Below are 26671 nucleotides of genomic sequence, written 5' to 3'. Positions count from 1 at the left end.
CTTTCCCCCCCCCCCCCCCTCCCCCCCCCCCCCCCCCCCCCCCCCCCCCCCCCCCCCCCCCCCCCCCCCCCCCCCTTCCCCTCTCTCTCCCCCGGTCGCCGTCGGGGGCGCGGTCAGACGCGGGCGTCGGGTGAGGGCTGGTCGGGCGCGGACTCGTCGGCGATGATGCGCGGCTCCAGCGGCGGGTGGGTGACCTGGTGGACCACGGCGGCCAGCGCGCCGCCGATCAGGGGCGCGACGATGAACAGCCAGACCTGCGTGATGCCCGCGCCGCCGGCGAAGAAGGCCGGGCCGATGCTCCGGGCCGGGTTGACGGAGGTGCCGTCCAGGGGGATGCCGATGAGGTGGACGGCGGCGAGCGCCAGGCCGATCGGCAGGCCGTCGAAGCCGATGACGGCGACCTTGTGGGTGACGGCGAGGACGACGAAGACGAACAGGAAGGTCATCACCATCTCGGCGACGAACGTGCCGCCGAGGTTGAGGTGCACCGCGGAGCGGTCGCCCCAGCCGTTCGTGCCGAACGCCTCGTGGGTCTTCAGACCCGGGACCTGCTTGGCGACCAGGAAGAGCAGGGCGGCTCCGACGATGCCGCCGAGCACCTGGGCGATCCAGTATTCGACGGCCCTGCGGACGGTGATCCGGCGGGCCAGCAGCATGCCCAGCGTCACCGCGGGGTTGATGTGGCAACCGGAGATCGGCCCGAGGGCGTAGGCAAGCGCCAGCATGGTGAATCCGAAGGCCAGGGCGATGCCGAAGGTCCCGATGTATTCGCCCGCCAGCACTGCCGCGCCGACGGCGAAGAACACCAGGAGCAGGGTGCCGAGGAATTCGGATACGACCGTGCGGGTCTCCGTGGTCTCCATGGGCTCTCCTCGCGTGGATCTTGAGCTCTCCTCGAATTGTGCGGCCGGGGAGCCGAACGCGCCCGTCGGGGCGGGGAGGGGACAAGAGGAGCGCGTAGGCGCCCGGGGAACCTGGGGCCCGGGTCAGCGGCGGTAGAGCGGTTCCCCGGTGTCCGTGGTGCCGGGCGGCAGCAGCGCCAGGTCCAGGCCGCGTACCAGCCGGCCGCGCAGCACCTCGTCGGCGGCCAGGGCCCGCGCCAGGCGCTGGGCGACCTCGGTGGCGGGGGCGCCCGGGGCCAGGCCGACGGCGAGGGTGGCGTCGGTCTCCTGCGAGGGGACGAGGCGGGCGGTCCGGACGGCCGGTTCGGCGGCGAGCAGGGCCCGCAGCGCCTCGGCGACGGCCGGGTCGGCGAGCGGGTCGGCGCTGTCCCGGCCTTCGGCCAGGGCGCGCAGCGCGGCGCCGGTGAGCTGGTAGGTGACCGGCCCGGCCAGGTCGACGACGACCGTGTCGGCCTTCTCGTGCGAGGCGGCGAGCAGCGCCTGCTTCAGGGGTACGGCCACCGGGCGGGCGTCCGGGCGCCAGCGCCCCAGGGTCTCCAGGGAGGTGAAGGCGGGCAGCGCGCGGCGGCCGTCGGGGGCCTGGAGGGTGGGTACGGCCATGTCGCTGGTCTTCTCGCGGCGCAGCCCGTCCGGGCCGGTCTCGCTCTCCCCCAGGAGGGCGACGACCGGTACGAGGACGCGGGCGCCGGCCAGGGCCCGCAGGAGCGCGGGCTCGGTGGTGCGGTCGCGGTCGTACGCCGCCAGTGCCGCGGCCAGGGCCGGGTCGGCGGAGCCGTCGTCGTCGGAGAAGCCGGGGTCCGGGATGTTCTTCTGAGCCACCTCGTGAGCCTACCGGCCGGGGTTTTCCGGGCGGGGGTGGGTGCGGGCCGGCCGGTGGGTCAGTAACGGCGGGCGGGGCGGCCGCGCCAGAGGAGGACGGCGGTGGCCAGGAGGGCCAGGCCCGCGGCGCCGGCGGTCCAGGGGAGCCAGGCGACCGGGCCCGCCGCGTCGGGCTCCGCGGTGGGGCCGGGGCCGAAGTAGCGCGCGGTGTGGGCGGCGGGGGACGGCTTGCGGGGGGCGGGCTCGATGCCGTCGGCGGCCCGGAGGGCGGCGGCCGCGTCGACCAGCCCGGCGCCGAAGTCGTCGTCGCGGCCGCCGTCGGGGGTGTCCTGGGCGGTGTCGGTGAGCAGCCGCTTGATCTGGGCGGGGGCCAGGTCGGGGTGGACGGCGCGGATCAGGGCGACGGAACCGGAGACCAGGGCGGCGGCGGGGCTCGTTCCGAAGCCGCGGTAGTAGGCGCGGTCGGGGTTGGCCATGACGACCTCTTCGCCGGGCGCGCAGACGGTGGCGTACCAGTGGCGGGTGGAGAACGGGGTGCGGTCGCGCTGCTGGTTGATGGCGGTGACCGCGATGACGCCCGGGTAGGCGGCGGGGTAGGAGACGTGGTTGCCCTTCTGGCCGCCGTTGCCGGCGGAGGCGACGACGGGGATGCCCTTGCCGAGGGCGTACTGGATGGCGGCGTCCTCGCGGGGTTCGGGGTGGGCGGACTCGCTGTCGTCGCCGAGCGACATGTTGATCACGTCGGCGCCGTGGTCGGCGGCCCAGCGGATGCCGTCGGCGAGTGCGCCGCCCTTTTCCGTGCGGGCGCGCTGGCGCTGCGGGTCGTCGTCTTCGAGGATCACCCGGACGGGGAGGATGTCGGCTTCGGGCGCGATGCCGAGCAGTCCGTCCTGGCGGCCGGCGCCGTGTCCGTGGCCGGCTATGACGCTGGCCATGCCGGTGCCGTGTTCGGCCCAGTCGTCGTCACCGGGGCCGGCGCCGAAGCCGACCAGGTCCTTCTCCGGCAGCACCTGTCCCTTGAGGTCGGGGTGGCCGGCGTCGACGCCGGTGTCCAGGACGGCCACGGTGACGCCCTCGCCCTTGGTGGTGCGCCAGGCGTCCTGGGCGTGCATGGCCTGAAGGGCCCACTCCTGGGCGCGGACGGTGTCGGCCCGCGCGGGCGCGGCGGGCAGCGCGGCGAGCGCGGCACCCGCCAGCGTGAGGGCGGCGGCGCGGAGGGCGGCCCTGGTCATGGCGCCTCCTGCGGTGCCTGGGCGGGGCTGCCGGACGCCTTGCGGAAGATCGCCTCGACACGGTCGGCGACGCCCTTGGCGTCGTGGCCGAGGCCGGATTCGGCGGGTGGGGTGGTGGCGCCGGGCCGGGTGGCGGCCTCGGCGGGCTGCGGGGCGCGGACGGCGCGGCCGTCGGCGAAGCCGGAGACGGCGAAGACGATGACGGGGATGTCGGTCAGGACGCGGACGGTCCAGCTCGCCCGCTGGTCGGCGCCGAAGGCCGCGGCGTCGGTGCCCTTGGGGGCGTACGGCAGGGGCATCAGGTCCTGGCGGAGGCTCAGGCTGCGGGTGCTGAAGCGGGAGTTGAGGGCGAGCATGCCGGGCTGGTCGGCCTTGGTGGTCTGGGCGCCGACGGTGATGAAGGCGGTGCGGGTGGCGTCGGTGTAGGTGGCGCGCAGCAGGCGGGTGCAGCCGGCCGGGGCGAGTGCCTTGGTCAGCGGCGGGTCCAGGGCGCCCGAGCAGCCGCTGTCGGGGGCGACGGCGACGCGGGTCCAGTACCGGTCGGCGCCGCCGGGTCCGGCGCCCAGGCCGTGCAGCGTGCGCGGGAAGAGCGTGTCGACCGGGGTGTCGCGCCAGGCGTTGCGGCCCTTGGCAAAGATCGTTTCTGCGGCGGGGGCCACGGCGGCGTCGTCGGTGAGAACGCTGCCGGCGGCGGCACCGCCGATGAGGCCGATGCCGAGGACGAGGCAGGCCGCGACGGCGATCAGGCGCCCGCCGAAACGGCGGCCGGGCGCGTCCGCCGGTCGGCGCGGGGGCGTGTGGAGCGGGCCGCCGGGTGCGGCAACGCCCTGGTGCGGCAGGGGAGTTCGGGGCCAGTCGGGGGGCGGGGTGCCGGGGCCGGGTGGCGGCGGGGCGGCGGGTGCGGGGCGCGCGGCGGCGGCGCGCTCCGGGGCCGGCTGGGGGGTGTTCGTGCCACGGCCGGGGCCGCCGTTCCACAGTCCCTGGCTGTTGGCCAGGTGGAAGGCGGCGGTGTCGCGGAAGGCGGCGGGGCCGGTGGGGGGCGGGGGCGCGGCGGGGGCGTCGGCCGGGCCGGGGGCGCCGGGCGCCCGGTCGGGGCGGGGCGGCGGTGGCGGGGCGGCGGCGGGCTCCGTGCGGGGCCGGGGCGGGGCGGGCGGCGGCGTCGCGGGGCGCGGCGGGGCCGTGGGCGCGCCGGGGGCGGCGGGCGGCGGGACGGAGGGATCTGCGGGGACCGGCCGCAGGACCGTGGTGCGCGGATCGTCGTCCGGGGTGGCGGCCTCGGCGGGCCGCCGGGGCGGCCTCGGGGGTATGGGCGGTGTATGCCGCGCGTCGGCGTAATCGGCGTCGGTGCTCACCCGCGCTCCCCCTCGCGCCGCTCGTCCCCGTGCCCGACCGGCAATCGGGGCAGGGTGGTTCGTATCCGGACAACAGCCGCTGACCTGCTGGGCTGCGGTGTCGGGTCACTCTACGGGCTGGCGCGACCGGTCCTCCAACCCGTGTCCGCTCTGTCGCGATCTCTCCCCTACCCCGTGGTAGCGGTGTCTGGCAGGCTGCGGCCATGGCCCAGCATCCCGCCGACGCGTATGGCGACAAAGCCCTTCCCCGCGCCGTCCGCTCCCGGCGAGCCGGGGAGAACCCCCTCGACCGGGCGACCGCTCACCTCGACGCGCCGCTGGCCGTCGTCGATCTGGCCGCTTTCGACGCCAACGCCGCTGATCTGGTGCGCCGTTCGCGGGGCAAACCGATCCGGGTGGCGAGCAAGTCGGTGCGCTGCCGGGCCCTGTTGGAGCGGGTGCTGGCGCGGGACGGCTTCGCCGGGATCATGAGTTTCACGCTGGGCGAGTCGCTGTGGCTGGCGCGTTCGGGTTTCCCGGACATCCTGCTGGCGTATCCGTCGGCGGACCGGGCGGGATTCGCCGAACTGACCGCGGACGCGGGCCTGGCGGCCGCCGTGACGGTGATGGCCGACGACACCGCGCAGCTTGACCTGATCGACGCGGCCCGGCCGCCGGGCGGCGGCGCGGAGGTGCGGGTGTGCCTGGAGTTGGACACCTCCTACCGGCCGCTGGGCGGGAAGGTGCGCGTGGGGGCCCGCCGGTCGCCGCTGCGCGAGCCCGGCGCGCTGGCGGCGCTGGCGCGTGCGGTGGTGCGCCGACCGGGCTTCCGGCTGGTGGGTCTGATGGCCTACGAGGGCCATGTGGCGGGTGTGGGCGACGAGGTGGCGGGCAAGCCGGTGTTCTCGCGGGCCATCCGCGTGATGCAGGCGGCGGCGCGCAAGGAGCTGGCGCAGCGGCGCTGGGCGGCCGTCCGGGCGGTGCGGGAGGTGGCGCCGCGGCTGGAGTTCGTCAACGGCGGCGGCACGGGCAGTGTGCAGCACACGGCGGCGGAGGCGGCGGTCACGGAGATCGCGGCCGGGTCGGGGCTGTACGTCCCGCGACTGTTCGACAACTTCCGTTCGTTCCACGGGCGTCCGGCGGCGCTGTTCGCCCAGCCGGTGGTGCGCCGGCCGGGCCCGGGGGTGGTGACGGTCCTGGGCGGCGGCTATCCGGCGTCGGGCGCCCCGGGCGGTGACCGGCTGCCGGAGCCGTATCTGCCGGCGGGGCTGCGCTACGACCCGCAGGAGGGCGCCGGCGAGGTCCAGACGCCGCTGCTGGGGCCGGCCGCCGACGGGCTGCGGATCGGCGACAAGGTGTGGTTCCGGCACGCGAAGGCCGGTGAGCTGTGCGAGCGGTTCGCGCAGCTTCGGCTGATCGAGGGCGACCGGGTGGTGGAGACGGTCCCGACGTACCGCGGGGAGGGGAAGACCTTCCTGTGACGGCGGGGGCGGCGGCAGCGGGCCGCGCCGGCGACGGCGCGGCCCGTCACCGTCAGCCGTGGACGCGGTCGCTCTGGTCGGGCACGACGGTGCCGTCGGCGCGGCGCATCGGGCCGAGGCCGCCGTCGGTGTTGGTGTAGCCCTCCGTCGAGCAGGGGTAGCCGCCGGACTTGCGGGGCAGCGGCTCGATGAACATGGGGTTGACGACCCAGTGGCCGTCCGCGTTGTCGTAGGCGCGGCACATGAGTTCGGTCTTGTTGCGGTTGATGGTCAGGTGCGCGCCGGTGGCGTCCTTCACGAACGTCACATCGGTCTCGGCGTCGCCGGCGCCGAAGGTGATGCGGTGGCCGGGGTCCTGCTGGCGCCACGCCTCGGCGCCCTTGACCTTGAAGACCTCCTGGTTGATCCAGCAGCGCTTGCCGTCCATGTAGGGCAGCACCTCGCCGCGGCCGTCCTTGACGTCGCCGCAGCCGCGTACGCCGGTGGTCAGCCTGCCGCCGGCGACCAGGTTGCGGATGCCGATGGTGTGCGCCTTGTCGATGCCGGCGCCGCCCGACCACGCCTCGACGATCGGCTCGGCGGAGGCGGAGATGACGTAGACGTCGAAGCCCGCGGCCTTCAGCGTGCGGATGAGGTCCTTCTGCTGCCGGTAGTAGCGGACGTAGCCGGCCATCTTGTGGGTGCCGACGGTCTGCTCGTGGCCGATGGGCGCGGCGAGGTTCTCGGCGCGGGCCTTCCTCGCGTACGAGGTCAGGGTGGCGGGGCTGTTTCCGGCGAACAACTGGGTGATCCAGACGTATTCGGGCACGGTGCGCCGGTGGTTCCAGACCCCGGTGAAGGCCCGCTCGCCGGTGGAGGTCTCGGCGTCCTCGTAGACGTCGAGGATCTCGTCGGCGCAGGCGGTGTTCTTCGAGGTGGGCAGGGGCTTGCCGGCGGGTACGGACGTGCCGCACGCCGTGGTCAGGGCGCGGTGTGCGGCGGGCGTCATCCACTTGCTGGTGGCCTGCCAGCTCTTGGGGCGCAGCAGCTTGTCGTGGCGCAGCGCCCAGGCGAGGGTGGCATCGGAGACGTCGTTCTTGACGACGGTGTTGTCCCAGTCGAAGGCGGCGACCGGGCGGGCGTCGTCGCCGGCGTCCGGGTGGGCGCACGGTCCGTGCTCGTCGATCATCTTCTGGAGCTCGGCGCGGTTGTCGCCGTACCAGGTGAGGTTCTTGGAGAGCCGGGGGCAGTTGTGGGGGGCGGGCGTCCCGGTGGGGGCGGCCGTGGCGGGCACGGTGGCCGCGAGGGCCGAGAGGGTCGCGGCCCCGGCGAGTCCCAGGGCGAGGGCGTGCCTTTTGCGCATGTGTTCTCCGATATGAGGGGGGAATGCACCGGGACCGGCACGCGGCGTGCCGGTCCCGGTGTGATCTTCGGACCCTACCTGCGGGCCCCGCCGGAACAGGCGAGGCGGGGGTCCGCGCTCAGACGGGGGTGACGTAGGCGCCCGCGATGCCGCCGTCGACGAGGAATTCGGCGGCGTTGACGAAGGAGGAGTCGTCGCTGGCGAGGAAGGCGACGGCGGCGGCGATCTCCTCGGGCTCGGCGAACCGGCCGACGGGGACGTGCACCAGGCGGCGCGCGGCCCGCTCGGGGTCCTTGGCGAACAGTTCCTTCAGCAGCGGGGTGTTGACCGGCCCGGGGCACAGGGCGTTGACGCGGATGCCCTCGCGGGCGAACTGCACGCCCAGTTCACGGGACATCGACAGCACGCCGCCCTTGGAGGCGGTGTAGCTGATCTGGGAGGTGGCGGCGCCCATGACGGCGACGAAGGAGGCGGTGTTGATGATCGAGCCGCGGCCCTGGCGCTGCATGTAGGGCAGGGCGTGCTTGCAGCAGAGGTAGACGGAGGTGAGGTTGACCTCCTGGACGCGCCGCCAGGCGTCGAGTCCGGTGGTGAGGATGGAGTCGTCGTCGGCGGGCGAGATGCCGGCGTTGTTGAAGGCGATGTCGACCGAGCCGTAGGTGTCGAAGGCGGTGCGGTAGAGCTCCTCGACCTGCTCGGAGTCGGTCACGTCGACCTGGACGAAGGTGCCGCCGACCTCGTCGGCGGCGGCCTTGCCGGCCGTGGCGTCGATGTCGGCGCAGACCACGTTCGCGCCTTCGGAGGCCAGCCGGCGGGCGGTGGCCAGGCCGATCCCGCTGCCGGCTCCGGTGATCACTGCGGTACGGCCCACCAGGCGGCGGCAGACGGCATTCTGGTCGGTCACTTCAGTGCTCCTCGGTAGCGATGAAGACGTTCTTGGTCTCGGTGAAGGCGGACAGCGCGTCGGGGCCCAGCTCGCGGCCGAGTCCGGACTGCTTGAACCCGCCGAAGGGGGTCCAGTAGCGCACGCTGCTGTGGGAGTTGACGGAGAGGTTGCCGGCGGCGACGGCCCGCGAGACGCGGATCGCGCGGCCGACGTCGCGGGTCCACAGGGAGCCGGAGAGGCCGTAGTCGGTGGCGTTGGCGAGCCGGATGGCGTCGGCCTCGTCGTCGAAGGGGAGGGCGACGGCGACCGGGCCGAAGATCTCGTCGATGGCCGTACGGTCTTCGGGGCGGCCCTCCAGGACGGTGGCCGGGTACCAGAAGCCGCGACCCGCGGGGGTCTCGCCGCGGATGGCGGCCGGGGCGTCCTCGGGGACGTAGGACCGTACGCGCTCGCGCTGGGCGGCGGAGATCAGCGGGCCCATCCGGGTGGCCGGATCGGCCGGGTCGCCGACGACGAACGCCTTGACCGCGGGCTCCAGCAGCTCCATGAAGCGGTCGTAGACCGAGCGCTGGATGAGGATGCGGCTGCGGGCGCAGCAGTCCTGGCCGGTGTTGTCGAGGAAGGAGCCGGGGGCGGCGGCCGCGGCGGCCTCGATGTCGGCGTCGGCGAAGACGATGTTGGGGCTCTTGCCGCCGAGTTCGAGGGTGAGGCGCTTGGTCTGCTCGGCGCAGCGGGCGGCGATGTGCCGGCCGGTGGCGGTGGAGCCGGTGAAGACGACCTTGGCGACGCCGGGGTGGTCGACGAGTGCGGTGCCGGTGACCGGTCCCTCGCCGGGCAGGACCTGGAAGAGGCCCTCGGGCAGTCCGGCGTCCAGCGCGTACTGGGCGAGCCGCAGCGCGGTGAGCGGGGTGGTCTCGGCGGGCTTGAGCAGGACGGCGTTGCCGGCCGCGAGCGCGGGGGCGGCTCCCCAGGCGGCGATCGGCATGGGGAAGTTCCAGGGGGCGATGACGGCGACGACGCCGAGCGGCTCCTGGAGGGTGATGTTCAGGCCGCCGGCGACCGGGATCTGGGTGCCGGTCAGGCGCTCGACTCCGCCGGCCGCGTAGTGCAGCAGGTCGCGGACGTTGCCCGCTTCCCACTCGGCGTTGGCCAGCGGGTGGCCGGCTTCGCGCAGTTCGAGTTCGGCGAGCGGCGCGAGGTGGGCGTCGACGACGTCGGCGAAGCGGCGCAGGAGGCGGGCCCGGTCGCCGGGTGGCAGGGCGGCCCACTTCTCCTGGGCGGCGGCGGCCCGCCGGACCGCCGCGTCGACCTCGGCGGGCGAGGTGGTGGGGACGGTGGCCACCACTTCCTCGGTCGCCGGGTTGATGATGTTCAGCTCGTGCAACACGTGCTCGTCCTTACATGCGCTCGAAGGAGCGGAACCGCTCCCAGTCCGTGACGGCCGCGTCGTAGGCGTTCTGCTCGACGCGGGCCATGTGGCGGTAGTGGTCGACGACCTCGTCGCCGAACGCCGCCCGGGCGATCGGGCTGTTCTCCCAGCGTTCGGCGGCCTCGCGCAGGGTGGTGGGCACGTGGGCGGCGTCGCCGGTGTAGGCGTTGCCGGTGGTCGCCTCGGGAAGTTCCAGCTCGTGCTCTATGCCGTACAGCCCGGCCGCGACCATGGCGGCGACCGCGAGGTAGGGGTTCACGTCGCCGCCGGGCAGGCGGTTCTCCAGGCGGTGCGAGCGGCCGTGGCCGATGACCCGGAGCGCGCAGGTGCGGTTGTCCGGGCCCCAGGCGACGGCGGTGGGCGCGAAGGAGCCGGGGCGGAAGCGCTTGTAGGAGTTGATGTTGGGCGCGTAGAAGAGGGTGAAGTCGCGCATCGCGGCGACCTGGCCGGCGAGGAAGTGCCGCATGGTCCGCGACATGCCGTACGGGCCGTCGTCGTCGGCGAGGACGGGCCGGCCGTCCTCGTCCTGGAGCGAGAGGTGGATGTGGCAGGAGTTGCCCTCGCGCTCGTCGTACTTGGCCATGAAGGTGAGCGCCATGCCCTCCTGGGCGGCGATCTCCTTGGCGCCGGTCTTGTAGATGCTGTGCTGGTCGCAGGTGGTGAGCGCCTCGTCGTAGACGAACACGATCTCGTGCTGGCCGAGGTTGCACTCGCCCTTGGCGGACTCCACCGTCATGCCGGCGGCGCCCATCTCGTTGCGGATGCGGCGCAGCAGCGGCTCGACGCGGCCGGTGCCCAGGACGGAGTAGTCGGCGTTGTACTGGTTGGCGGGGTGCATACCGCGGTAGCCGCGCGCCCAGGCGTCCTCGTAGGTGTCCTTGAAGACCATGAACTCCAGCTCGGTGCCGGCGTAGGCCCGCCAGCCGCGTTCGGCGAGCCGGTCGAGCTGGCGGCGCAGGATCTGGCGCGGGGAGGCGGCGACCGGTGAGCGGTCGTGCCAGGCCAGGTCCGCGGTGATCATCGCGGTGCCGGGGTTCCAGGGGGTGCGGCGCAGGGTGGCGGTGTCGCCGTGCATGGCGAAGTCGCCGTAGCCGCGTTCCCAGGAGGACATCTCGTAGCCCTCGACGGTGTTGAGGTCGACGTCGACGGCCAGGAGGTAGTTGCAGCCCTCGGTGCCGTGGTCGAGGACGGTGTCGAGGAAGTAGCGGGCGGCGAACCGCTTGCCCTGGAGCCTGCCTTGCATATCGGTGAAGGCGAGGACGACAGTGTCGATCTCCCCGGCGTCGACGAGGACTCTGAGTTCCTCGACGGAGAGCGGGGGCGTGCGGTCTGCCACGGTGTTGCCTCCTGTCACTGCGTCCGGAAGTCCGGTCAGCGCATCCGGAGGTCATAAGGTAGGCACACGAACCATTGCTTGGGAAGGGGTTCCGATGGACGGTGCGGCGGACCGGCTGGCGCCAGTGCTGCGACCGGTGCGGGCGGGCAACGGTTTCGAGGAGGCTTTGGAGCAGATACTCCAGATCGTCCGGTTGGGCCTGGTGCCGCAGGGCGAACGGCTGCCGGCGGAGCGGGAGTTGGCCGAACGGCTCCAGATCAGCCGGGTGACGCTGCGCGAGGTGCTGAAGGTCCTCCAGGACGAGGGTCTGGTGGAGAGCCGACGCGGACGCTACGGCGGCACGTTCGTGCGGGTGCGCAACGAGAAGCCGGGCGAGGCCGAGCTGCGGCGCCGGATCGAGAAGATCGACGTCGAGGACACCCTGCGCTTCCGGGAGGTGCTGGAGGTGGGGGCGGCCGGGCTGTGCGCGGCGCACGGGCTGTCCGGCGCGCAGGCGCAGCGGCTGCGCGAGGCGCTGGCGGCGACCCACGAGGCGCCGCTCGCGGACTACCGCAGGCGCGACACGCTGCTGCATCTGACGCTCGCGGAGCTGTCGGGGTCGCCGTCGCTGGCGGCGCAGTACGCCGCGGTGCGGGCGGGCGTGAACGATCTGCTGGACTGCATTCCGCTCCTGGTGCGCAATCTGGAGCACTCCCAGAGCCAGCACAGCGCGCTGGTGGAGGCGGTGCTGGAGGGCGACGCGGACGGGGCGCGCGAGGTGATGCGCGAGCACTGCTGCGGGACCGCCGCCCTGCTGCGCGGTTTCCTGGCCACTCCGCCGGCGTAACGAGTCTTTTACGCACGGGTCTTGCGCCCAGGCTCCCGGACAGCAAAGGTATGCGGCTAAACCTTTACTCCGGATTCCCTCGGCGAGGCAGGAGCGGCTCATGGCCGACAGCACCGATTCGCAGACCGCACCGACCGCCCCCTCCCCGGGCGGCGCCCCGTCGCCCGAGGACGGCTACCTGGAGCGGCGGACCCTGCGCCGTGGCAGCGCGGGCCCGCTGCTGCTCACCGGCCTGGGCGTCGCCTATGTCGTCTCCGGCGACTTCTCCGGCTGGAACAACGGCCTGGCGCAGGGCGGCTTCGGCGGCCTGGCCATCGCCGCCGTCCTGATGGGCCTGATGTACACGTGTCTGGTCTTCGCGCTGGCGGAGCTGGCCTCGATCCTGCCCACCGCGGGCGGCGGCTACGGCTTCGCCCGGCGCGCGCTGGGCACCTGGGGCGGCTTCCTGACCGGCACCGCCATCCTCATCGAATACGTCCTCGCGCCCGCCGCGATCTCCATCTTCATCGGCGACTACGTCGAGTCGCTGGGCCTGTTCGGCCTGCACTCGAGCTGGCCGGTCTACCTCGCCTGCTTCGTGCTCTTCATAGGGATCCACCTGTGGGGCGTGGGCGAGGCCCTGCGCTTCAGCCTGATCGTCACCGCCATCGCGGTGGCCGCCCTCCTCGTCTTCGCCCTCGCCGCGCTCACCGACTTCCACGTCGACTCCCTCAACGACATCCCGGTCGAGGCCGGCGCGTTCGGAGCCAACTCCTGGCTGCCGTTCGGCATCCTGGGCATCTGGGCGGCCTTCCCGTTCGGCATGTGGTTCTTCCTCGGCATCGAGGGCGTGCCGCTGGCCGCGGAGGAGACCAAGGACCCGGCCCGTTCCCTGCCCCGGGCGATGGGCGCCGCGATGGGCATCCTGCTGCTGCTCGCGCTGATCACCTTCGTCGCCGCGACCGGGGCCCGCGGCTCCGCCGCGATCCAGTCGGCGGGCGATCCGCTGGTCCAGGCGCTCCAGCCGGACGGCAAGCCGACCACGGTCAGCCGTATCGTCAACTACGCCGGTCTCGCGGGCCTGGTCGCGTCCTTCTTCTCGCTCATCTTCGCCGGGTCCCGGCAGCTCTTCGCCCTCTCCCGGGCCGGCTACCTCCCGCGTTTCCTGTCCCTCACCAGCCGCCGCAAGGCCCCCTACCTCGGCCTGCTGGTCCCCGGAGCGCTGGGCTTCGCGCTGGCGGCGGCCACCGGCGACGGCGCCCGGATGCTGAACGTCGCGGTCTTCGGTGCCACCATCTCCTACGCGCTGATGTCCCTGTCGCACATCGTGCTGCGCCGCCGCGAGCCCGCCCTGCACCGCCCCTACCGCACCCCGGGCGGCATGGTCACCTCGTCCGTCGCGTTCGTCCTGGCCTGCTCCGCGCTGGTGGCGACCTTCCTCGTCGACAAGGAGGCCGCCTTCATCGCGCTCGGCGTCTACGTCGTGGCGCTCGCCTACTTCGCCTTCTACTCCCGGCACCGCCTGGTGGCCTCGGCGCCGGAGGAGGAGTTCGCGGCGCTGGCGGCGGCCGAAGCGGAACTCGAACGCGACTGAACCCCACCCACCCCGACAACCCCAGGAGGACGACCCGATGTCCCAGCCCCTCATCGGCATCAGCACCTATCAGGAAGAGGCCCGGTGGGGGGTCTGGACGCTGCCCGCCGCGCTGGTGCCCGCCGGATATCCCCGGCTGGTGCGGCGCTCGGGCGGCCTGCCGGCGCTGCTGCCGCCGGGCGAGCCGGCCACCGCCGCCGCGGTGGTCGCCCGGCTGGACGGGCTGGTGATCGCCGGCGGCGCGGATGTCGAGCCCGTACGGTACGGGGCCGAGCCGCATCCCCGGACCGGCCCGCCCGCCCGGGACCGGGACGCCTGGGAACTCGCCCTGATCGAGGCGGCGCTGGCGGCCCGCGTACCGCTGCTGGGCATCTGCCGGGGCCTTCAGTTGCTGAACGTGGCGCTCGGCGGCACCCTCGTCCAGCACCTCGACGGGCACGCGGGCCCGCCCGGCGTCTTCGCCCACCACGAGATCAAGCCGGTCGCCGGGACCCTGCTGGAGCGCACGCTGCCCGAGCCGGTCTCCGTCCCGACGTATCACCATCAGGCGGTGGACCGGCTCGCCGACGGACTGGTGGCCTCCGCCCACGCGGCGGACGGCACCATCGAGGCCCTGGAACTACCGGCCGCCGACGGCTTCGCCCTGGCCGTGCAGTGGCATCCGGAGGCCGGGGACGACCCGCGCGTCATGGACGCGCTGGTGGCGGCGGCCCGGGCGGGCGTCCCCGGATGAGTGCCCGCCCGCCTCAGACTTCGCGGGCACCGCAGTAGTACGGGATCCAGCCGCGGATGCCGCTGTAGGAGATCTTCATCCAGACCTTGCTCCGGTGCCCGCAGAGGTTGTACGAACCCCCCGTCTCGGTCGAGCCGACCTTGCAGGCCCGCTTGCCCTTGGGGAAGAGCCCGAGGGCGGTGCCGCCCACCTCCTTGGTCTTGCGAATCCGCACGCTCTCCCGCGCCTCCGCGTAGACGCAGTCGGCCGCCGCGGGCGCGGCGGCCACGGCGGTGGTGTGCGCGGCGGCGGGTGTGGCGGCCGTGGCGGTCCCGCCGGTCATCGCGGTGCCGATCAAGGCCGCCGAGGCCACGGCGGTGCCGAAGTGCTTGAGCCTCATACGTTTCCCCCTGTTGGTCGATGCGGACCCGGCTGTACGGATCCCTGTGGTCCCCTCGCCTCCGCGAAGGATTCGTACACACTAGCGAGGTGGGCGGGGGCGGGCAAAAGCCATTCGGCCGTCGCGAACTCCCTGACGAGGAAGCAACCATGACGGGGTGACAGCAGCCCGCCCGGTCGAGGAGAAGCCGTTGACGCGCCACCGGACGCCCAAGCGCCTGATGGAGATCGCCACCGGCGTGTGGGCCGCCAAAGCGCTCGCCGAGGCGACCCGGATGGATCTCTTCTCGCAGCTCTCGGCCACGCCCGGCGCCACCGCCACCGAGGTCGCCGCCCGCAACGGCCTCGCCGAACGGCCCGCCGAGCAGTTGCTGACGGCCTGCGCGGCGCTCGGCCTGCTGCGGCGCGCGGACGCCGGGTACGCCACCACCCCGGAAGCGGAGGAGTTCTTGGTGCGCGGCCGGCCCGATTACTTCGGTGACGCCATCATGTCCCTCGACCGCCGCTACGCCGGCTGGATGCGGCTGGAGGAGGCGCTGCGCACCGACTCCCCCACCAATTTCGACGCCGGGGCGACGGAGTCGATGTTCGATCCGCAGGACACCGCGCTCAAGGCGACCTTCTGGAAGAGCATGTACGCGCTGTCCGCCACCAGCGCCCGGGCGCTGGCCTCGGCCCACGACTTCTCCCCGGTGCGCCGGCTGCTGGACGTGGGCGGCGGCGGGGCCGCGTACGACATCGAACTGTGCCGCGCCTACGACACCCTCCGCTGCACCGTCTTCGACCTGCCGTTCGTCTGCGAGCTGACCCGCGAGCGAGTGGCCGGCGCCGGCCTCGCGGACCGTATCGCCTGCGTGCCGGGGGACTTCCTGCGCGACGCCCGACTGCCCGGCGGGCACGACGCCGTGCTGCTCTCCCAGGTCCTGCACGACTGGGACGAGGAGACCAACCGGCTGATCCTCGCCAAGTGCTTCGCCGCGCTGCCCTCCGGCGGCCGCCTCCTGATCAGCGAACTGCTGGTCGCCGACAGCAAGGACGGGCCGCTGCTGCCCGCGCTGATGAGCCTGAACATGCTGGTGAGCACGTGGGGGCGCAACTACACCGCGGCGGAGTACGGGGCCTGGCTGACGGACACCGGGTTCGCGGACGTGCGGACGGTGCGCTTCGAGGGGCCGGGCGCGGACGGCGCGGTGGTCGCGGTCAAGCCGTGACGGCACCGGCTCAGCCGCGGAAGTCGTCCGCCACGCCGACGAGCAGGACCCGCGTGCCGGGGGCCAGGGACCGCCAGCGGTGGGTGACCCCGCCGGAGCAGTAGAGGGTGTCGCCCGGCCCGAGTTCGTGCCGGTCACCGTCCGTCTCCGCCTCCACCGCGCCCTCGATGACGTACAGCAACTCGTCGTGCGGGTGACGGAATTCGCGCTGCCAGTCGTGCCGGCCGGTGAACTCCAGGGCGTGCAGTTGCTGCCGGCCGCGGACCAGCGGGCGCACCCGGCCCTCGTCGCCGTCCTCGGGGACGGCCGCCGAGCCGGCGCGGACCACGTCGACGGTGCGGGGCGGGTCGGCGCTGGCCAGCAGGCGGACCGCGGTGGTGTCCAGGGCGTCGGCGATCCGCTGGAGCGAACGCATGCTGGGGCGGGCCCGGTCGTTCTCGACCTGGCTGAGGAAGGGCGCCGACAGGCCGGTGCGCCGGGCGAGTTGGGCCAGGGTCATCTCCAGGGCGCGCCGGCGCCTGCGCACGCCCCCGCCGACCCGCGGGGACGCGCCCCCTCCGCTGTCCGGGACGGCCGCCGGTCCGCTCATCTGCCCGCTCCTTATCGCCACGTTCACAGTGCGGCAACATGGCGTCCCTAACGTCTACGCTGTTTGATCCCATCAAACAAAGTTTGACAAGGGGAATCCACCATGACCGCAGTCGATCAAAACACACGCCGGCGCCGCGGCACCGGCCTGATCGCGCTCGACGAACGGGCCGCGTACGACGGTTACACCCTCTACGCGCCCCTGACCGGCGGCGGCGAGGTGCTGCTCATCGACCTGCGCGGCACCGTCGCACACCGTTGGAAGCTGCCGCACCGCCCGGGGCGCCACGCCCGCATCCTGCCGGGCGGCAACCTCGCCTACAACGCCACCCTCCCCGGCCAGGACGCGCTGTTCCCGATGTGGCACAAGTACCGCGGCGGCCTGATGCGGGAGATCGCCCCGGACGGCGCGGTTCTGCGCGAGTTCACCGATCCGCTCCAGCACCACGACGCCCATCACCACGGCGACGGCCGCATCCTCTACACCGCCGTGGAGCCGTTGACCGGCGCGCGGGCGGCGGCGGTACGCGGCGGCGTCCCCGGCTCCGCGCCGGACGGCACGGTGTACGCCGACACGATCCGGGAGGTCGACGGGGCCGGCCGCCTCCTGTGGTCCTGGCGCGCGAGCGACCACCTCGACCCCGCCGCCTACGCCCTGCACCCCGCCTACTCGCGCGAACACTGGCCGCTGATCAACTCCGTGTTCCCCCTCGCCGACGGCAATGTCCTCGCCAGTCTGCGCAGCGTCTCGGCCGTGGTCGTCATCAGCCGGGAGACCGGCGAGATCCTCTGGCGTACGGAACCCGGCCTGGTCGCCCAGCAGCACCACGCCACCGAACTGCCGGGCGGCAACATCCTGATCTTCGACAACGGCGTCTTCCGGTCCGGGTGCGACGTGCCGTTCTCCCGCGTCATCGAGGTCGAACGACCGTCGGGAAAGGTGGTGTGGGAGTACCACGACCCGGCGCGCGAGGCGTTCTTCGCGCCGTTCATGGGCAGTGCGCAGCGGCTGCCCAACGGCAACACCCTGATCACCGACTCCCCCACCGGGCGGCTCTTCGAAGTGACCGCCGAGGGGCGGCTGTGCTGGGAGTACGTCGTCCCGCGGTTCGGCGCCTACCGCGAGCCGGAGGTCGGCGAGCTCTTCCCGTCCCTGAACAACGCCGTCTTCCGCGCCTACCGCTACGACGCCGGGCAACTGCCCTGGCTGAACCGGCAGGTGTGAGCCATGACCGCGCCCGGCCCCGCGCCGGCCGTCGCCCCCGTCGACGAACGGCTCCCGCCCGCCCGGCTGGTGCCGCTCGCCGCGCAGCACGTCCTGGCGATGATCGCCGCGCCGCTCTCCACGGTCTTCCTGATCGCGGCCGGCCTGCGGCTGCCGGCCGACCGGACCGCTTCCCTGCTCAGCGCCACCCTGCTGCTGTGCGGGGGCGGGGCGCTGCTGCAGTCCCTCGGCGTCCTGCGGACCGGCGCCCGGCTGCCGTTCATGATGCTGCCGGGCGGCGCCGCGGTCGCGGTCTTCCTCCAGATCGCCCGGGAGCACGGTGCGGCCACCGCCTCGGGGGCCGTCCTGATCTCGGCGGCGCTGCTGCTGGCCGTCCTGCCGCTGTACGCACGGATCGTGCGGTTCTTCCCGCCGCTGGTGATGGGCACCACCGTGCTCGTCATCGGCCTCACCATGGTGCGGGTCGCGGCCCCGATGGCGGTCGGCGGCAGCCGCCTCGCGCTGGTGACCATCGCGGCGACCGCCCTGTGCTTCCTGCTGCTGCGCGGCGCCTGGCGGCAGTTGTCGGTGCTCGCCGGCATCGCGGCCGGCACCGCCACCGCCGCGCTCACCGGCGCCTCGTTCCCCACCGTCCCCGGCGAGGCGGTGCTGGCCCTGCCCCGCCTCCTGCCCTACGGCGTCCCGCACCTCGATCTCCTGGCCGCGCTGCCCCTGATGGTCTTCACGCTGGCCTCGCTGGCCGAAGCGACCGGTCAGACCGTTTTGAACAGCGAGGCGGTGGGCCGTACCCCTGACCCGGCCCGCGACGTGCCGCGCACCGCACGCGCGGACGCCGTCGTCTCGCTCGGCGCCGGACTCCTGGGCGGTTCGGTGATGGTGACCAGCGCGGAGAACATCGGCATCGTCCAACTCACCGGCGTCCGCAGCCGCTTCGTGACCGCGTGCGCCGGCGGGCTGCTCGTCCTGTGCGGCCTGTTCGCCCCCCTCACCCGGCTGCTGGCCGCCCTGCCCACCCCGGTGGTCGGTGGCGCGTCCCTGGTCATCTACGCGGTGATCGCCGCCCTGGGCCTGGACATGCTCCGCCGCACCGACCTCGCGGACCGATCGGCCGCCACCGTCGTCGCCCTGACCCTCCTGGCGGGCCTCCTGCCCCTGCTGGCACCCCAGTTGTACGAGCCGCTGCCCGACTGGGCGCGGCCCCTGCTCGGCAGCGGCGTCCCGGCCGCCGCGCTGACCGCGGTCGTGCTGTCGGCGCTCCTGCGGCGGCTGGGGCCGCGGGCGGCGGCGCCGGAGAGCGGCTGAGGGCGGCCCAGGGCGGGGGCGGTGGAGAGCCGCTGAGGCCGGGCGGGCGGTCCGGGCGGCCGATGCCGTTCCCCGTGGACGGTCTGTGGGAAGTGACGGCTTTCCCGTCCCCACCGGCTCAGGCTGCGCCTCCCACCGGCTCAGGCCCCGCCCGTCACCGCTCAGGCCCCCCGCGTCAGCCCCAGCAGGTCGCGGGCCGGGCCCGCCGGGCGCCGGCCGGCGGGCCAGACGGCGCGCAGGTCCCGCCCCAGCCGCAGGTCCCCCACCGGGATCTCGACCAGGCGGCGGGCGCTCAGTTCCTCGCCGACGGCGAGTTCGCTGAGGACCGAGGGGGCCGCCTCGCTGACCGCGGCGGATTTCACGGCGGTGGTGGAGGACAGTTCGAGCAGCGGTGCCGCGAGGCCGCCGTGCCGGGCGAGCGCCGCGTCCAGGACCTGGCGGGTGCCGGAGCCGCGTTCGCGCAGGATCAGCGGGGTCGCGGCCAGTTCGGCGGCGGTCAGTTCCGTACGGCGCCGCGCCCACGGGTGGGAGGGTGCGGCGACGACGAGGAGGCGGTCGTGGCCGATGACCGTGCCGTCCAGCCCCGCCGGCACCTCCAGCCCCTCCACGAAACCGAGATCCGCCTCCCCGGACAGGAGGCGTTCGGCGACCGCGCTGGAATTGCCGGCCAGGAGCGAGACGGCGGTCCCCGGTCGCTGGGCGCGCAGCGCGATCAGCCATCCGGGCAGCAGGTATTCGGCGATGGTCATGCTGGCCGCGACGCGCAGCCGGGAGTCGCGGCGCCCGCGCAGCGCCTGGGCTCCCGCGTCGAACGCCTCGGCCGCCTCGACCACCCGCCGGGCCCAGTCCGTGACCAGCGCGCCCGCGTCGGTGAGGCGGGAGCCGCGGGGCGAACGGTCGACCAGCGCGACGCCCAACTGCCGCTCCATCGAGCGGATCCGGCTGCTCGCGGCGGGCTGGCTGACGCCCGTCGCGCGGGCCGCCCGCCCCAGGCTGCCCAGGCGGGCGACGGCGAGCAGCAGTTCCAGCGCGCCGAGGTCGGGGACGCGGTGCGCCAGCGGCACGAACGACTCGGGCGTACGGCCCTCGGATGCGCCGCTCCCGCGTGCCCCCGCACCGGAGCGTTCCGACTCACCCATAAATCCCCCACCTGAGGTCCCCCGCACACGACCTGCCCATAACCCCAGCTTATGCCCTCATAGACGCGACGTCCCTGGCGGGCCGGGGCCCGGACCGCGACGCTCGACCCCATGGCAACCCTCGCGCAAGCACCTTCCCGTCCCGTGACCGCCGTTATGACCGGCGCCGGGCCCGGCGCCGGACCGGGCGCCGACGACCGGACGCGCTCCGTCCGCCATCTCGGACCGAACTGGTACGCCCCCGTCATGGGCACCGCCATCGTCGCCAACGCCGGGGCGGCCCTGCCGTTCGCCGGCCCCGGCCCGCGCGCCGCCTGGGTGGGCGTCTGGGCGCTGTCGGCCCTGATGCTGGTGGCGGTGCTCGCCGCCCGCACCGCGCACTGGGCCCGCCACCGCGACCAGGCCCGCCGTCATCTCCTCGACCCCGCGGTCGCGCCGTTCTACGGCTGTCCGCCGATGGCGCTGCTCGCGGTCGGCGGCGGCACCCTCGCCGTCGGCCGGGACCTCATCGGCGAACGGGCCGCCGTCGCCGCCGGCGGCGTGCTGTGGCTCCTGGGCACCGCCACCGCCCTGGCCGCCGCCGCGGTCATCCCGTATCTGATGGTGACCCGGCACCGCGTCGAGGCTGGCGGCGCGTCCCCGGTGTGGCTGCTGCCGCTGGTCGCGCCCATGGTCGCGGCGGCGCTGGGCCCGGCGCTGGTGCCGCGTCTGCCGCCCGGTCAGTGGGCGTCGGCGATGCTGCTGGCCTGCTACGCGCTGTTCGGGATGTCCCTGCTCGCCACGCTGCTCGTGCTGCCGGCGGTGATGGCCCGCCTCCTCCACCACGGCCCGCTGCCGCTGCCGCTGACCCCGGCCCTCTTCCTCGTGCTCGGCCCGCTGGGCCAGTCCACCACCGCCGTGGCGCACCTCGCCGACGCGGCCCCCGGCACGGTCGGCGCCTCGTCCGCGCACGCCATGGGGGCGTTCGCGGTGCTCTACGGCGTCCCGGTGACGGGCTTCGCCCTGCTGTGGCTGGCGCTCGCCACGGCGATGGTGGTACGCGCCGTCCGCCTCGGCCTGCCCTTCACCATGACGTGGTGGGCCTTCACCTTCCCCGTCGGCACCTGCGTCACCGGCAGCGCGGCCCTGGCCCGCCACACCGGCCTCACCGCGTTCTCCTGGCTCGCGGCCGGCCTGTTCGCGGCCTTGCTGACGGCGGTCGCGGTGACCGGTACGCGTACCGTCCTGGGGCTCGTCCACGGCCGACTCCTGGCACCGCCGCGCCCGGCGGCGGGCTGAGGCGGGGCCTTCGGATCCTTACGCCGGGATCCCGTTGGCGCCGTCGGGTCGTGGTCCCCTCGCCCCCAACGGCCTACGCCCCGGCCGCCGCCAGCGCCTCGGCCAGGACCGTGGGGGCCTCGGTCAGCGACGGGCCGTACCAGGTCAGGTGGCGGCCGCTGACCAGCGCCGACGGGAGGCCGGGGAACGCTTCGGGGCCGTCCTCGGCGGTGAAGCGGTAGGGCTCGTCGGGCAGGACGACGAGGTCGGCGGCGCAGGCGTTGAGTTCACCGACCGGGATACGGGGATAGCGGTCCGCGTGCCCACCGTAGACGTTGCGGACGCCGAGGCGGGCGAGGAGGTCGCCGGCGAAGGTGTCGCGGCCCAGGACCATCCAGGGCCGGCGCCAGACCGGGACCACCGCGGGGCGTTCCGGGCGGCGGGGCGGCAGGTCGCGCCAGGCCGCTTCGGCGGCGTCCAGCCAGTCGGGCCGGGGCAGCCCGCAGCCGCGTACGAGCACCCGCTCCAGCTCGGTCCACGCCTGGTCCAGCGTCCGGATCTCGGTGACCATGACCTCCAGCCCCGCCGCGCGCAGGGCGGCGAGGTCCTGCGGGCGGTTCTCCTCCTCGTTGGCGATCACCAGATCGGGCGCGAGGGCCGCGATCCGGGCGGTGTCGGGGTTCTTGGTGCCGCCGACGCGGGTGACGGCGAGCTGGGCGGGGTGGCTGCACCAGTCGGTGGCGCCGGCCAGCGCCTCGGGCGCGCAGGCGGCCACCGCCTCGGTGAGGGAGGGCACCAGCGACACCACACGCCGGGGACGACTGCGAGGGGTCATGCGCCCACCGTACGCCGCCGGCGCCCCGCAGAGCGCGGTCCCCGCACACCCGCGCGGCGACTCAATCCCCCGCCGCGGAGCGGGCGTTGGCCCTGCGCCGGAGCAGATAGGCGGCGCCGCCGGCCAGCGCCAGCAGGGCCAGCCCACCGGCGGCCTGGCTCGCGTTCACCCCGTCGATCCGGCCGTCGCGCACCGTGACGGTCTCGGTGAAGGTCTCGCCGTCCGGCTCGCACGCGATGGTGACCGGGTAGCGGCCAGGAGCCGCTCCCGGCGTGACCACCGCCTCGGCGGCCATGCCGCGCTCGTCCGGCCGCAGGACCACCGAGCCGAAGAGCACCGAGTCCGCCCGGGCGCCCCCGGTCGCCTCGCACCGCCTGCCGTCGCTGATGCTCACGCGCTGACCGGCCGCCATCGGATCGGGATCGACCTGCGCCTCGGCAACGGGCGCCGCCAGGGCCAGGATCGCCGTACTGAGCAGGGCGGCGGCGGATACGCGCGCAGGGTTCACGGTCGCCTCCCGCGCCGGCCACGGCCGGGGCGGCCGCGCGGATGAACCGGCACATTCGGCAGCCAACCACCGGGCGGGCGGTGGCGCGAGGCGGGCGCGGCCGGTCGGCGGACGGGCGTACGCCACCCGGGGAACGCCGAGCCCATACGGCATCATGCGAGGTGTGACTCGACGCCTGATGCTCCTCGACACCGCTTCTCTCTACTTCCGCGCCTACTTCGGGGTACCGGATTCGGTCAAGGCCCCGGACGGCACCCCGGTGAACGCGGTGCGCGGTCTGCTGGACTTCATCGCCCGGCTCGTCCAGGACCACCACCCCGACGAGCTGGTGGCCTGTATGGACTTCGACTGGCGCCCCCAGTGGCGGGTCGAGCTGATCCCTTCCTACAAGGCGCACCGGGTCGCCGAGGAGGCCCCCGCCGGCTCCGCCGAGCCCGATGAGGAAGAGATCCCCGACACCCTCTCCCCGCAGGTCCCGATCATCGAGGACGTCCTGGACGCGCTCGGCATCACCCGTATCGGCGCGGCGGGTTACGAGGCGGACGACGTCATCGGCACCCTCGCGGGCCGGGCCACGGGCCCGGTGGACATCGTCACCGGCGACCGCGACCTGTTCCAGTTGGTCGACGACCGGCGCGGCATCCGCATCCTGTACCCGCTCAAGGGCGTCGGCTCCCTCCAGGTCACCGACGAGGCGCTGCTGCGGGAGAAGTACGGCGTGGACGGGCCCGGTTACGCCGATCTGGCGCTGCTGCGCGGCGACCCCAGCGACGGCCTTCCGGGTGTCGTGGGCATCGGCGAGAAGACCGCCGCCAAGCTGCTGGAGGCGTACGGGGATCTGGCCGGCATCATCGCGGCCGCCGACGACCCGGCGTCGAAGCTGACCCCGGCCCAGCGCAGGCGGCTGACCGCGGCGCGCCCGTATCTCGCGGTCGCCCCGAAGGTCGTCAAGGTGGCCACCGATGTGCCGGTGCCGGCCGTGGACGCCACCCTGCCCACCGCACCGGCCGATCCGGAGCGGCTGGCGGCGCTGGCCGCGCGGTGGGGCTTGGGCGGAGCTTTGCAGCGGTTGCTCACGACGCTGCGGGCATGAGCTGTTAAGTTAGGTTAGGTAAGCCTAACAACGACCGCTTTCAGGGGAGACCGCCGTGGCAGCAGAACGTCCGGCCCGCCGCACACCCACACTCCACCGCGCCCAGGTGGTGCGTACCGAGCGCCTCACCCCGCACATGGTCCGGGTGGTGCTCGGCGGAGACGGCCTGGCCGGTTTCAGCGCGGGCGAGTTCTCCGATCACTACATCAAGCTGGTCTTCCCGCTGCCCGGCGTCGAGTACCCCCAGCCGTTCGACATCACGCGCATCCGGGCCGAGTTCCCCCGCGACCAGTGGCCCAAAACGCGTACGTACACGGTGCGTTCATGGGACGCGGAGGCCCGCGAGCTGGCCGTCGACTTCGTGGTGCACGGCGACGCGGGGCTGGCCGGGCCCTGGGCGGCCACGGTCAAGCCGGGCGAGGAGATCTCCTTCCTCGGTCCCGGCGGTGCCTACCTCCCCGACGCCGGCGCCGACTGGCATCTGCTCGCGGGCGACGAGAGCGCCCTGCCGGCCATCGCGGCGTCGCTGGCCCGGCTGCCCGAGGGCGCCACGGCACACGCCTTCATCGAGGTGGCGGGCCCCGAGGAGAGCCAGGAGCTGCCGGCGCCGCCCGGCACGCAACTGACCTGGCTCTACCGCGGCGACGCCCCCGTCGGCCGTCACCTGGTCACCGCCGTACGGGACTTGGACTTCCCGGCCGGCCGGGTGCAAGCGTTCGTGCACGGCGAGGCGGGCTTCGTGAAGGAGCTGCGCCGCCTGCTGCGCGTCGAGCGGGAGCTGCCCCGCGAGGCTCTGTCGATCTCCGGCTACTGGCGCGCCGGCCATGACGAGGACGGCTGGCAGGCGTCGAAGAAGGACTGGAACCAGCAGGTCGAGGCCGAGCAGGAGCCGGCGGCCGCGGCCGCTTCCTGACCCCCCGGGCCGCCCCCGGCACCTCCCGGGGCGCGGCCCCCTCCCCTCCCCCTTACGGCGGCCCGTCCCGCTCCCCCTTACGGCACGTCCTGCGCGCCCTCGCCATACCGGCGCGCCGACTCCTCCACGTGCGCCAGCCGCCGCATCGCCATGAGCACCGTGTCCCCGAGCACCGTGCCGACCACCACGCTCTCGACCAGCCGGTCGACCTCCGCATGGCGTCCGACGAACGCCAGGTCGGCGGCGGCGATCCGCTCGCACGCCACGGCGTAGTCCTCCAGCACCTCCTCGTACGCGCCGTGCCCGATGCCCCGGAAGGTGGCCAGCGCGATCGCCAGCGTCTCGGCGGCCGGATGCTCCGGCCCGACCCGCCAGCCCCTGGAACGGATCAGCTCCGCGACCGTGCGCCGGGCCTCCTCCAGGTCCGCCGGCTCACCCGTGGCCGGCGGGGTGATGGCCTGCTGGGCCGCGCCGAGCACCTTGTGCACCGGCTGCTGCGGTGAGTCCACGGCGGCCAGCACCTCGCGGACCGCCGCGACCGAGAGCCCCCCGACGTCCATCAGCCCACGGATCAACCGCAGCCTGCGGACGTGCGTGTCGTCGTAGCTGGCCTGGTTCGGGCTGGTCAGCCGGCCCCCGTGGAGCAGCCCCTCCCGGACGTAGAACTTGATCGTCGGGACCGCCACGCCCGTCTCACGGCTCAGTTCGCCGATGCGCATCCACCACTCGCTTTCCGTCCCGGGCCCGCGTCCCGGCCTCGCTGCCTGCTCCGGGCGCCTTACCGATCCCGGTCTTGCCAATCCACCCGCCATCATAGATAGTCCAGCTATCAGATAGCAGTAAGCGCTACTATCTACTCTGTGCTGGGGGATCCGCATGTCCAGATACCGTTCCCTGCTCGCCTTCTCCTGGGCGATGGCCGCGCTGGCCGTCGTCTCGGCCGTGGGACTGATCGTCGACGACCGGGTCCTGGTCGGCGCGCCGATCTGGTTCAAACCGCTCAAGTTCTCGGTCTCGTTCGTCCTGTACGCCCTCACGCTCGCCTGGATGCTGTCCCGGCGCGCCACCCCGAGCCGGACCGGCCGGTGGGCCGCCCGCGTCGTCGTGGTCACCGGGCTCCTCGAAATGGCCGTCATCACCGGGCAGACATTCCGCGGCCGGCGCAGCCACTTCAACGTCGAAACCCCCCTGGACCAGCGGCTGTTCCTCATCATGGGCATCACCATCGCCGTACTGTGGACGGCCAACCTGGTCATCGCCGGGGTGTTGTTCCGCGCCCGGCTCGGCGATCCGGCCACGACCTGGGCCATCCGGCTCGGCCTCCTGATCGCGCTGACCGGTCTGCTGCTCGGCGGCCTGATGGTGGGGCCCACGCCGGAGCAGAGCGCCGAGGGAGCGCTGCACACCGCCATCGGCGCGCACAGCGTCGGCGTCCCGGACGGCGGGCCGGCCATGCCGCTCACCGGCTGGAGCAGCACCGGCGGCGATCTGCGCATCCCGCACTTCGTCGGCATGCACGCCCTCCAGGCGCTCCCGCTCTTCCTCTACGGCCTGGAAGCGCTCGCCGGACGGGTCGCCCGGCTGCGCGACGGGCGGGTACGGCTGCGCCTGGTCGTGGTCGCGGCCGGCTTCCTGACCGCCCTCCTCGCGCTGGTGACCTGGCAGGCCCTGCGCGGCCAGGCGCTGATCCGCCCCGACGCGGCGACGCTCACCGCCCTCGCCGTCGTCATCGTCGCCACGGCCGCCGGCACGTACGCGGCGCTGCGGCGGCCCGCCACCCCGGCCGGCCACCAGCCGCACGCCCCCTCGCAGACCACCGCCCAGGAGTTCCCGGCATGACCACCGACACCCTCTTCGACCTGGCCTTCTGGCTGGCGGCACCGTTCTGGGCGCTGCTCGTCCTGGCCCCCGGCCGGCGGCTGACCGACCGGATCGCCGCTTCCCCGCTCCCGATGGTGCCGGTCCTCGCCGTCTACGTGGCGCTCGCCTTGCCCGTGTTCCCGCAGCTCTGGGCCGCGGTCAGTCGGCCCGACCTGGCCGGCTTCCAGAGGCTGGTGGCCCTCGGCGGCGGGGCCGGCGCGATCTGGGCGCAGGTGATCGCCTGGGACCTGTTCCTGGGCCAGTGGATGTACCGCGAGGCCCGGAGGCTCGGCATCCACCCCCTGGTGATGGGGCCGTTGCTCGTCCTGACGATCCTGCTTTCCCCCCTCGGCGTCCTGCTCTTCCTCGGCCTCCGCGCGACCTACCGCACCCGGGCACGAAGGACCGCCACGCCCCACTGACAGCGGCGACGAGCCGAGGGACGCCGGCCGGCGGCGCGCCGCGCGCTCCC

Annotated in this window: 26 protein-coding genes; 12 read left to right on the top strand and 14 right to left on the bottom strand. The window is 74.2% G+C overall.

What is annotated here, in order from left to right:
- Nucleotides 1–113 precede the first annotated feature (113 nt).
- From ACZ45Z_RS26830 to ACZ45Z_RS26815, 4 genes are all read right to left on the bottom strand, one after another.
- On the bottom strand, nucleotides 114–863 hold the full coding sequence (locus ACZ45Z_RS26830; RefSeq protein WP_468367378.1) for an MIP family channel protein: 750 nt from the start codon (nucleotides 861–863) through the stop codon (nucleotides 114–116).
- Between the two features lie 123 nt (nucleotides 864–986).
- Nucleotides 987–1721: an SseB family protein gene (locus ACZ45Z_RS26825; protein ID WP_468367375.1), complete on the bottom strand. Its 735-nt coding sequence runs from the start codon at nucleotides 1719–1721 to the stop codon at nucleotides 987–989.
- A 59-nt stretch (nucleotides 1722–1780) separates the two neighbouring features.
- Nucleotides 1781–2953 carry a type VII secretion-associated serine protease mycosin gene (gene mycP / locus ACZ45Z_RS26820; protein ID WP_468367372.1) on the bottom strand — a complete coding sequence of 391 codons (1173 nt, stop codon included), beginning with the start codon at nucleotides 2951–2953 and terminating at the stop codon, nucleotides 1781–1783.
- Nucleotides 2950–4305: a hypothetical protein gene (locus ACZ45Z_RS26815; RefSeq protein ID WP_468367369.1), complete on the bottom strand. Its 1356-nt coding sequence runs from the start codon at nucleotides 4303–4305 to the stop codon at nucleotides 2950–2952. Before ACZ45Z_RS26815 ends, mycP begins: the two co-directional genes overlap by 4 nt.
- A gap of 203 nt (nucleotides 4306–4508) precedes the next feature.
- On the opposite strand from ACZ45Z_RS26815, the gene ACZ45Z_RS26810 reads away from it, so the two are divergent.
- Nucleotides 4509–5765 carry an amino acid deaminase/aldolase gene (locus tag ACZ45Z_RS26810; RefSeq protein ID WP_468367366.1) on the top strand — a complete coding sequence of 419 codons (1257 nt, stop codon included), beginning with the start codon at nucleotides 4509–4511 and terminating at the stop codon, nucleotides 5763–5765.
- Between the two features lie 52 nt (nucleotides 5766–5817).
- On the opposite strand, the gene ACZ45Z_RS26805 is transcribed toward ACZ45Z_RS26810, so the two are convergent.
- From ACZ45Z_RS26805 to ACZ45Z_RS26790, 4 genes are all read right to left on the bottom strand, one after another.
- The gene (locus tag ACZ45Z_RS26805) at nucleotides 5818–7107 is read right to left on the bottom strand and encodes an HAD family hydrolase (protein WP_468367362.1); all 1290 of its coding nucleotides are present in this window, start codon (nucleotides 7105–7107) and stop codon (nucleotides 5818–5820) included.
- 118 nt (nucleotides 7108–7225) lie between these two features.
- Nucleotides 7226–8011 (bottom strand): 3-oxoacyl-ACP reductase, encoded by a 786-nt coding sequence (locus ACZ45Z_RS26800; RefSeq protein ID WP_468367359.1) that lies wholly within the window; start codon nucleotides 8009–8011, stop codon nucleotides 7226–7228.
- Between the two features lies 1 nt (nucleotide 8012).
- Entirely contained in the window at nucleotides 8013–9380 is a 1368-nt protein-coding gene (locus tag ACZ45Z_RS26795; RefSeq protein WP_468367357.1) for an aldehyde dehydrogenase family protein, read from the bottom strand.
- Nucleotides 9381–9390: 10 nt separating this feature from the next.
- Nucleotides 9391–10758 (bottom strand): glutamine synthetase family protein, encoded by a 1368-nt coding sequence (locus tag ACZ45Z_RS26790; RefSeq protein ID WP_468367354.1) that lies wholly within the window; start codon nucleotides 10756–10758, stop codon nucleotides 9391–9393.
- A gap of 94 nt (nucleotides 10759–10852) precedes the next feature.
- Between ACZ45Z_RS26790 and ACZ45Z_RS26785 the strand changes: the two genes are divergently transcribed.
- The 3 genes from ACZ45Z_RS26785 to ACZ45Z_RS26775 all read left to right on the top strand — a co-directional run bounded on the left by ACZ45Z_RS26785 (nucleotide 10853) and on the right by ACZ45Z_RS26775 (nucleotide 13890).
- Complete coding sequence (locus tag ACZ45Z_RS26785; protein ID WP_468367351.1) at nucleotides 10853–11584, top strand: FadR/GntR family transcriptional regulator; 732 nt, start codon at nucleotides 10853–10855, stop codon at nucleotides 11582–11584.
- Nucleotides 11585–11684: 100 nt separating this feature from the next.
- Nucleotides 11685–13157 carry an ethanolamine permease gene (eat, locus tag ACZ45Z_RS26780; RefSeq protein WP_468367349.1) on the top strand — a complete coding sequence of 491 codons (1473 nt, stop codon included), beginning with the start codon at nucleotides 11685–11687 and terminating at the stop codon, nucleotides 13155–13157.
- A 37-nt stretch (nucleotides 13158–13194) separates the two neighbouring features.
- A complete protein-coding gene (locus ACZ45Z_RS26775) occupies nucleotides 13195–13890 on the top strand; it encodes a gamma-glutamyl-gamma-aminobutyrate hydrolase family protein (RefSeq protein WP_468367346.1) in 696 nt (231 codons plus the stop codon).
- Between the two features lie 13 nt (nucleotides 13891–13903).
- Here ACZ45Z_RS26775 and ACZ45Z_RS26770 read toward each other — a convergent pair whose 3' ends face one another.
- Nucleotides 13904–14269, bottom strand: coding sequence for a hypothetical protein (locus ACZ45Z_RS26770; RefSeq protein ID WP_468367344.1), 366 nt, complete (start codon nucleotides 14267–14269; stop codon nucleotides 13904–13906).
- Between the two features lie 157 nt (nucleotides 14270–14426).
- Between ACZ45Z_RS26770 and ACZ45Z_RS26765 the strand changes: the two genes are divergently transcribed.
- Complete coding sequence (locus ACZ45Z_RS26765) at nucleotides 14427–15479, top strand: methyltransferase (RefSeq protein WP_468367341.1); 1053 nt, start codon at nucleotides 14427–14429, stop codon at nucleotides 15477–15479.
- A 10-nt stretch (nucleotides 15480–15489) separates the two neighbouring features.
- On the opposite strand, the gene ACZ45Z_RS26760 is transcribed toward ACZ45Z_RS26765, so the two are convergent.
- A complete protein-coding gene (locus ACZ45Z_RS26760) occupies nucleotides 15490–16068 on the bottom strand; it encodes a helix-turn-helix domain-containing protein (protein WP_468367338.1) in 579 nt (192 codons plus the stop codon).
- A 102-nt stretch (nucleotides 16069–16170) separates the two neighbouring features.
- Between ACZ45Z_RS26760 and ACZ45Z_RS26755 the strand changes: the two genes are divergently transcribed.
- A complete protein-coding gene (locus ACZ45Z_RS26755; RefSeq protein WP_468367336.1) occupies nucleotides 16171–17292 on the top strand; it encodes an arylsulfotransferase family protein in 1122 nt (373 codons plus the stop codon).
- A gap of 3 nt (nucleotides 17293–17295) precedes the next feature.
- Nucleotides 17296–18594, top strand: coding sequence for a uracil-xanthine permease family protein (locus ACZ45Z_RS26750; RefSeq protein WP_468367334.1), 1299 nt, complete (start codon nucleotides 17296–17298; stop codon nucleotides 18592–18594).
- Between the two features lie 161 nt (nucleotides 18595–18755).
- On the opposite strand, the gene ACZ45Z_RS26745 is transcribed toward ACZ45Z_RS26750, so the two are convergent.
- Nucleotides 18756–19733, bottom strand: a complete 978-nt coding sequence (locus ACZ45Z_RS26745) for a LysR family transcriptional regulator (protein WP_468367331.1) — start codon at nucleotides 19731–19733, stop codon at nucleotides 18756–18758.
- Nucleotides 19734–19844: 111 nt separating this feature from the next.
- Between ACZ45Z_RS26745 and ACZ45Z_RS26740 the strand changes: the two genes are divergently transcribed.
- Nucleotides 19845–21011 (top strand): TDT family transporter, encoded by a 1167-nt coding sequence (locus ACZ45Z_RS26740; RefSeq protein WP_468367328.1) that lies wholly within the window; start codon nucleotides 19845–19847, stop codon nucleotides 21009–21011.
- Between the two features lie 73 nt (nucleotides 21012–21084).
- Here the strand turns inward: ACZ45Z_RS26740 and ACZ45Z_RS26735 are convergent, their stop codons facing one another.
- Both ACZ45Z_RS26735 and ACZ45Z_RS26730 read right to left on the bottom strand, forming a co-directional pair.
- Nucleotides 21085–21825 (bottom strand): helical backbone metal receptor, encoded by a 741-nt coding sequence (locus tag ACZ45Z_RS26735; protein WP_468367325.1) that lies wholly within the window; start codon nucleotides 21823–21825, stop codon nucleotides 21085–21087.
- 61 nt (nucleotides 21826–21886) lie between these two features.
- Nucleotides 21887–22333 (bottom strand): hypothetical protein, encoded by a 447-nt coding sequence (locus ACZ45Z_RS26730; protein WP_468367322.1) that lies wholly within the window; start codon nucleotides 22331–22333, stop codon nucleotides 21887–21889.
- A gap of 178 nt (nucleotides 22334–22511) precedes the next feature.
- On the opposite strand from ACZ45Z_RS26730, the gene ACZ45Z_RS26725 reads away from it, so the two are divergent.
- Nucleotides 22512–23426, top strand: coding sequence for a 5'-3' exonuclease (locus ACZ45Z_RS26725; RefSeq protein ID WP_468367485.1), 915 nt, complete (start codon nucleotides 22512–22514; stop codon nucleotides 23424–23426).
- A 55-nt stretch (nucleotides 23427–23481) separates the two neighbouring features.
- Nucleotides 23482–24339 carry a siderophore-interacting protein gene (locus ACZ45Z_RS26720; protein ID WP_468367319.1) on the top strand — a complete coding sequence of 286 codons (858 nt, stop codon included), beginning with the start codon at nucleotides 23482–23484 and terminating at the stop codon, nucleotides 24337–24339.
- A 77-nt stretch (nucleotides 24340–24416) separates the two neighbouring features.
- On the opposite strand, the gene ACZ45Z_RS26715 is transcribed toward ACZ45Z_RS26720, so the two are convergent.
- A complete protein-coding gene (locus tag ACZ45Z_RS26715; protein ID WP_468367316.1) occupies nucleotides 24417–25058 on the bottom strand; it encodes a MerR family transcriptional regulator in 642 nt (213 codons plus the stop codon).
- 196 nt (nucleotides 25059–25254) lie between these two features.
- Between ACZ45Z_RS26715 and ACZ45Z_RS26710 the strand changes: the two genes are divergently transcribed.
- Both ACZ45Z_RS26710 and ACZ45Z_RS26705 read left to right on the top strand, forming a co-directional pair.
- A complete protein-coding gene (locus tag ACZ45Z_RS26710; RefSeq protein ID WP_468367483.1) occupies nucleotides 25255–26178 on the top strand; it encodes a hypothetical protein in 924 nt (307 codons plus the stop codon).
- A complete protein-coding gene (locus ACZ45Z_RS26705) occupies nucleotides 26175–26621 on the top strand; it encodes an ABA4-like family protein (RefSeq protein WP_468367314.1) in 447 nt (148 codons plus the stop codon). Before ACZ45Z_RS26710 ends, ACZ45Z_RS26705 begins: the two co-directional genes overlap by 4 nt.
- Nucleotides 26622–26671 lie beyond the last annotated feature (50 nt).

This window comes from Streptomyces sp. NPDC031210, from assembly GCF_055570395.1.
Note: the sequence above shows the minus strand (reverse complement) of the source record. Positions and strands in the feature narration are given on the sequence as shown.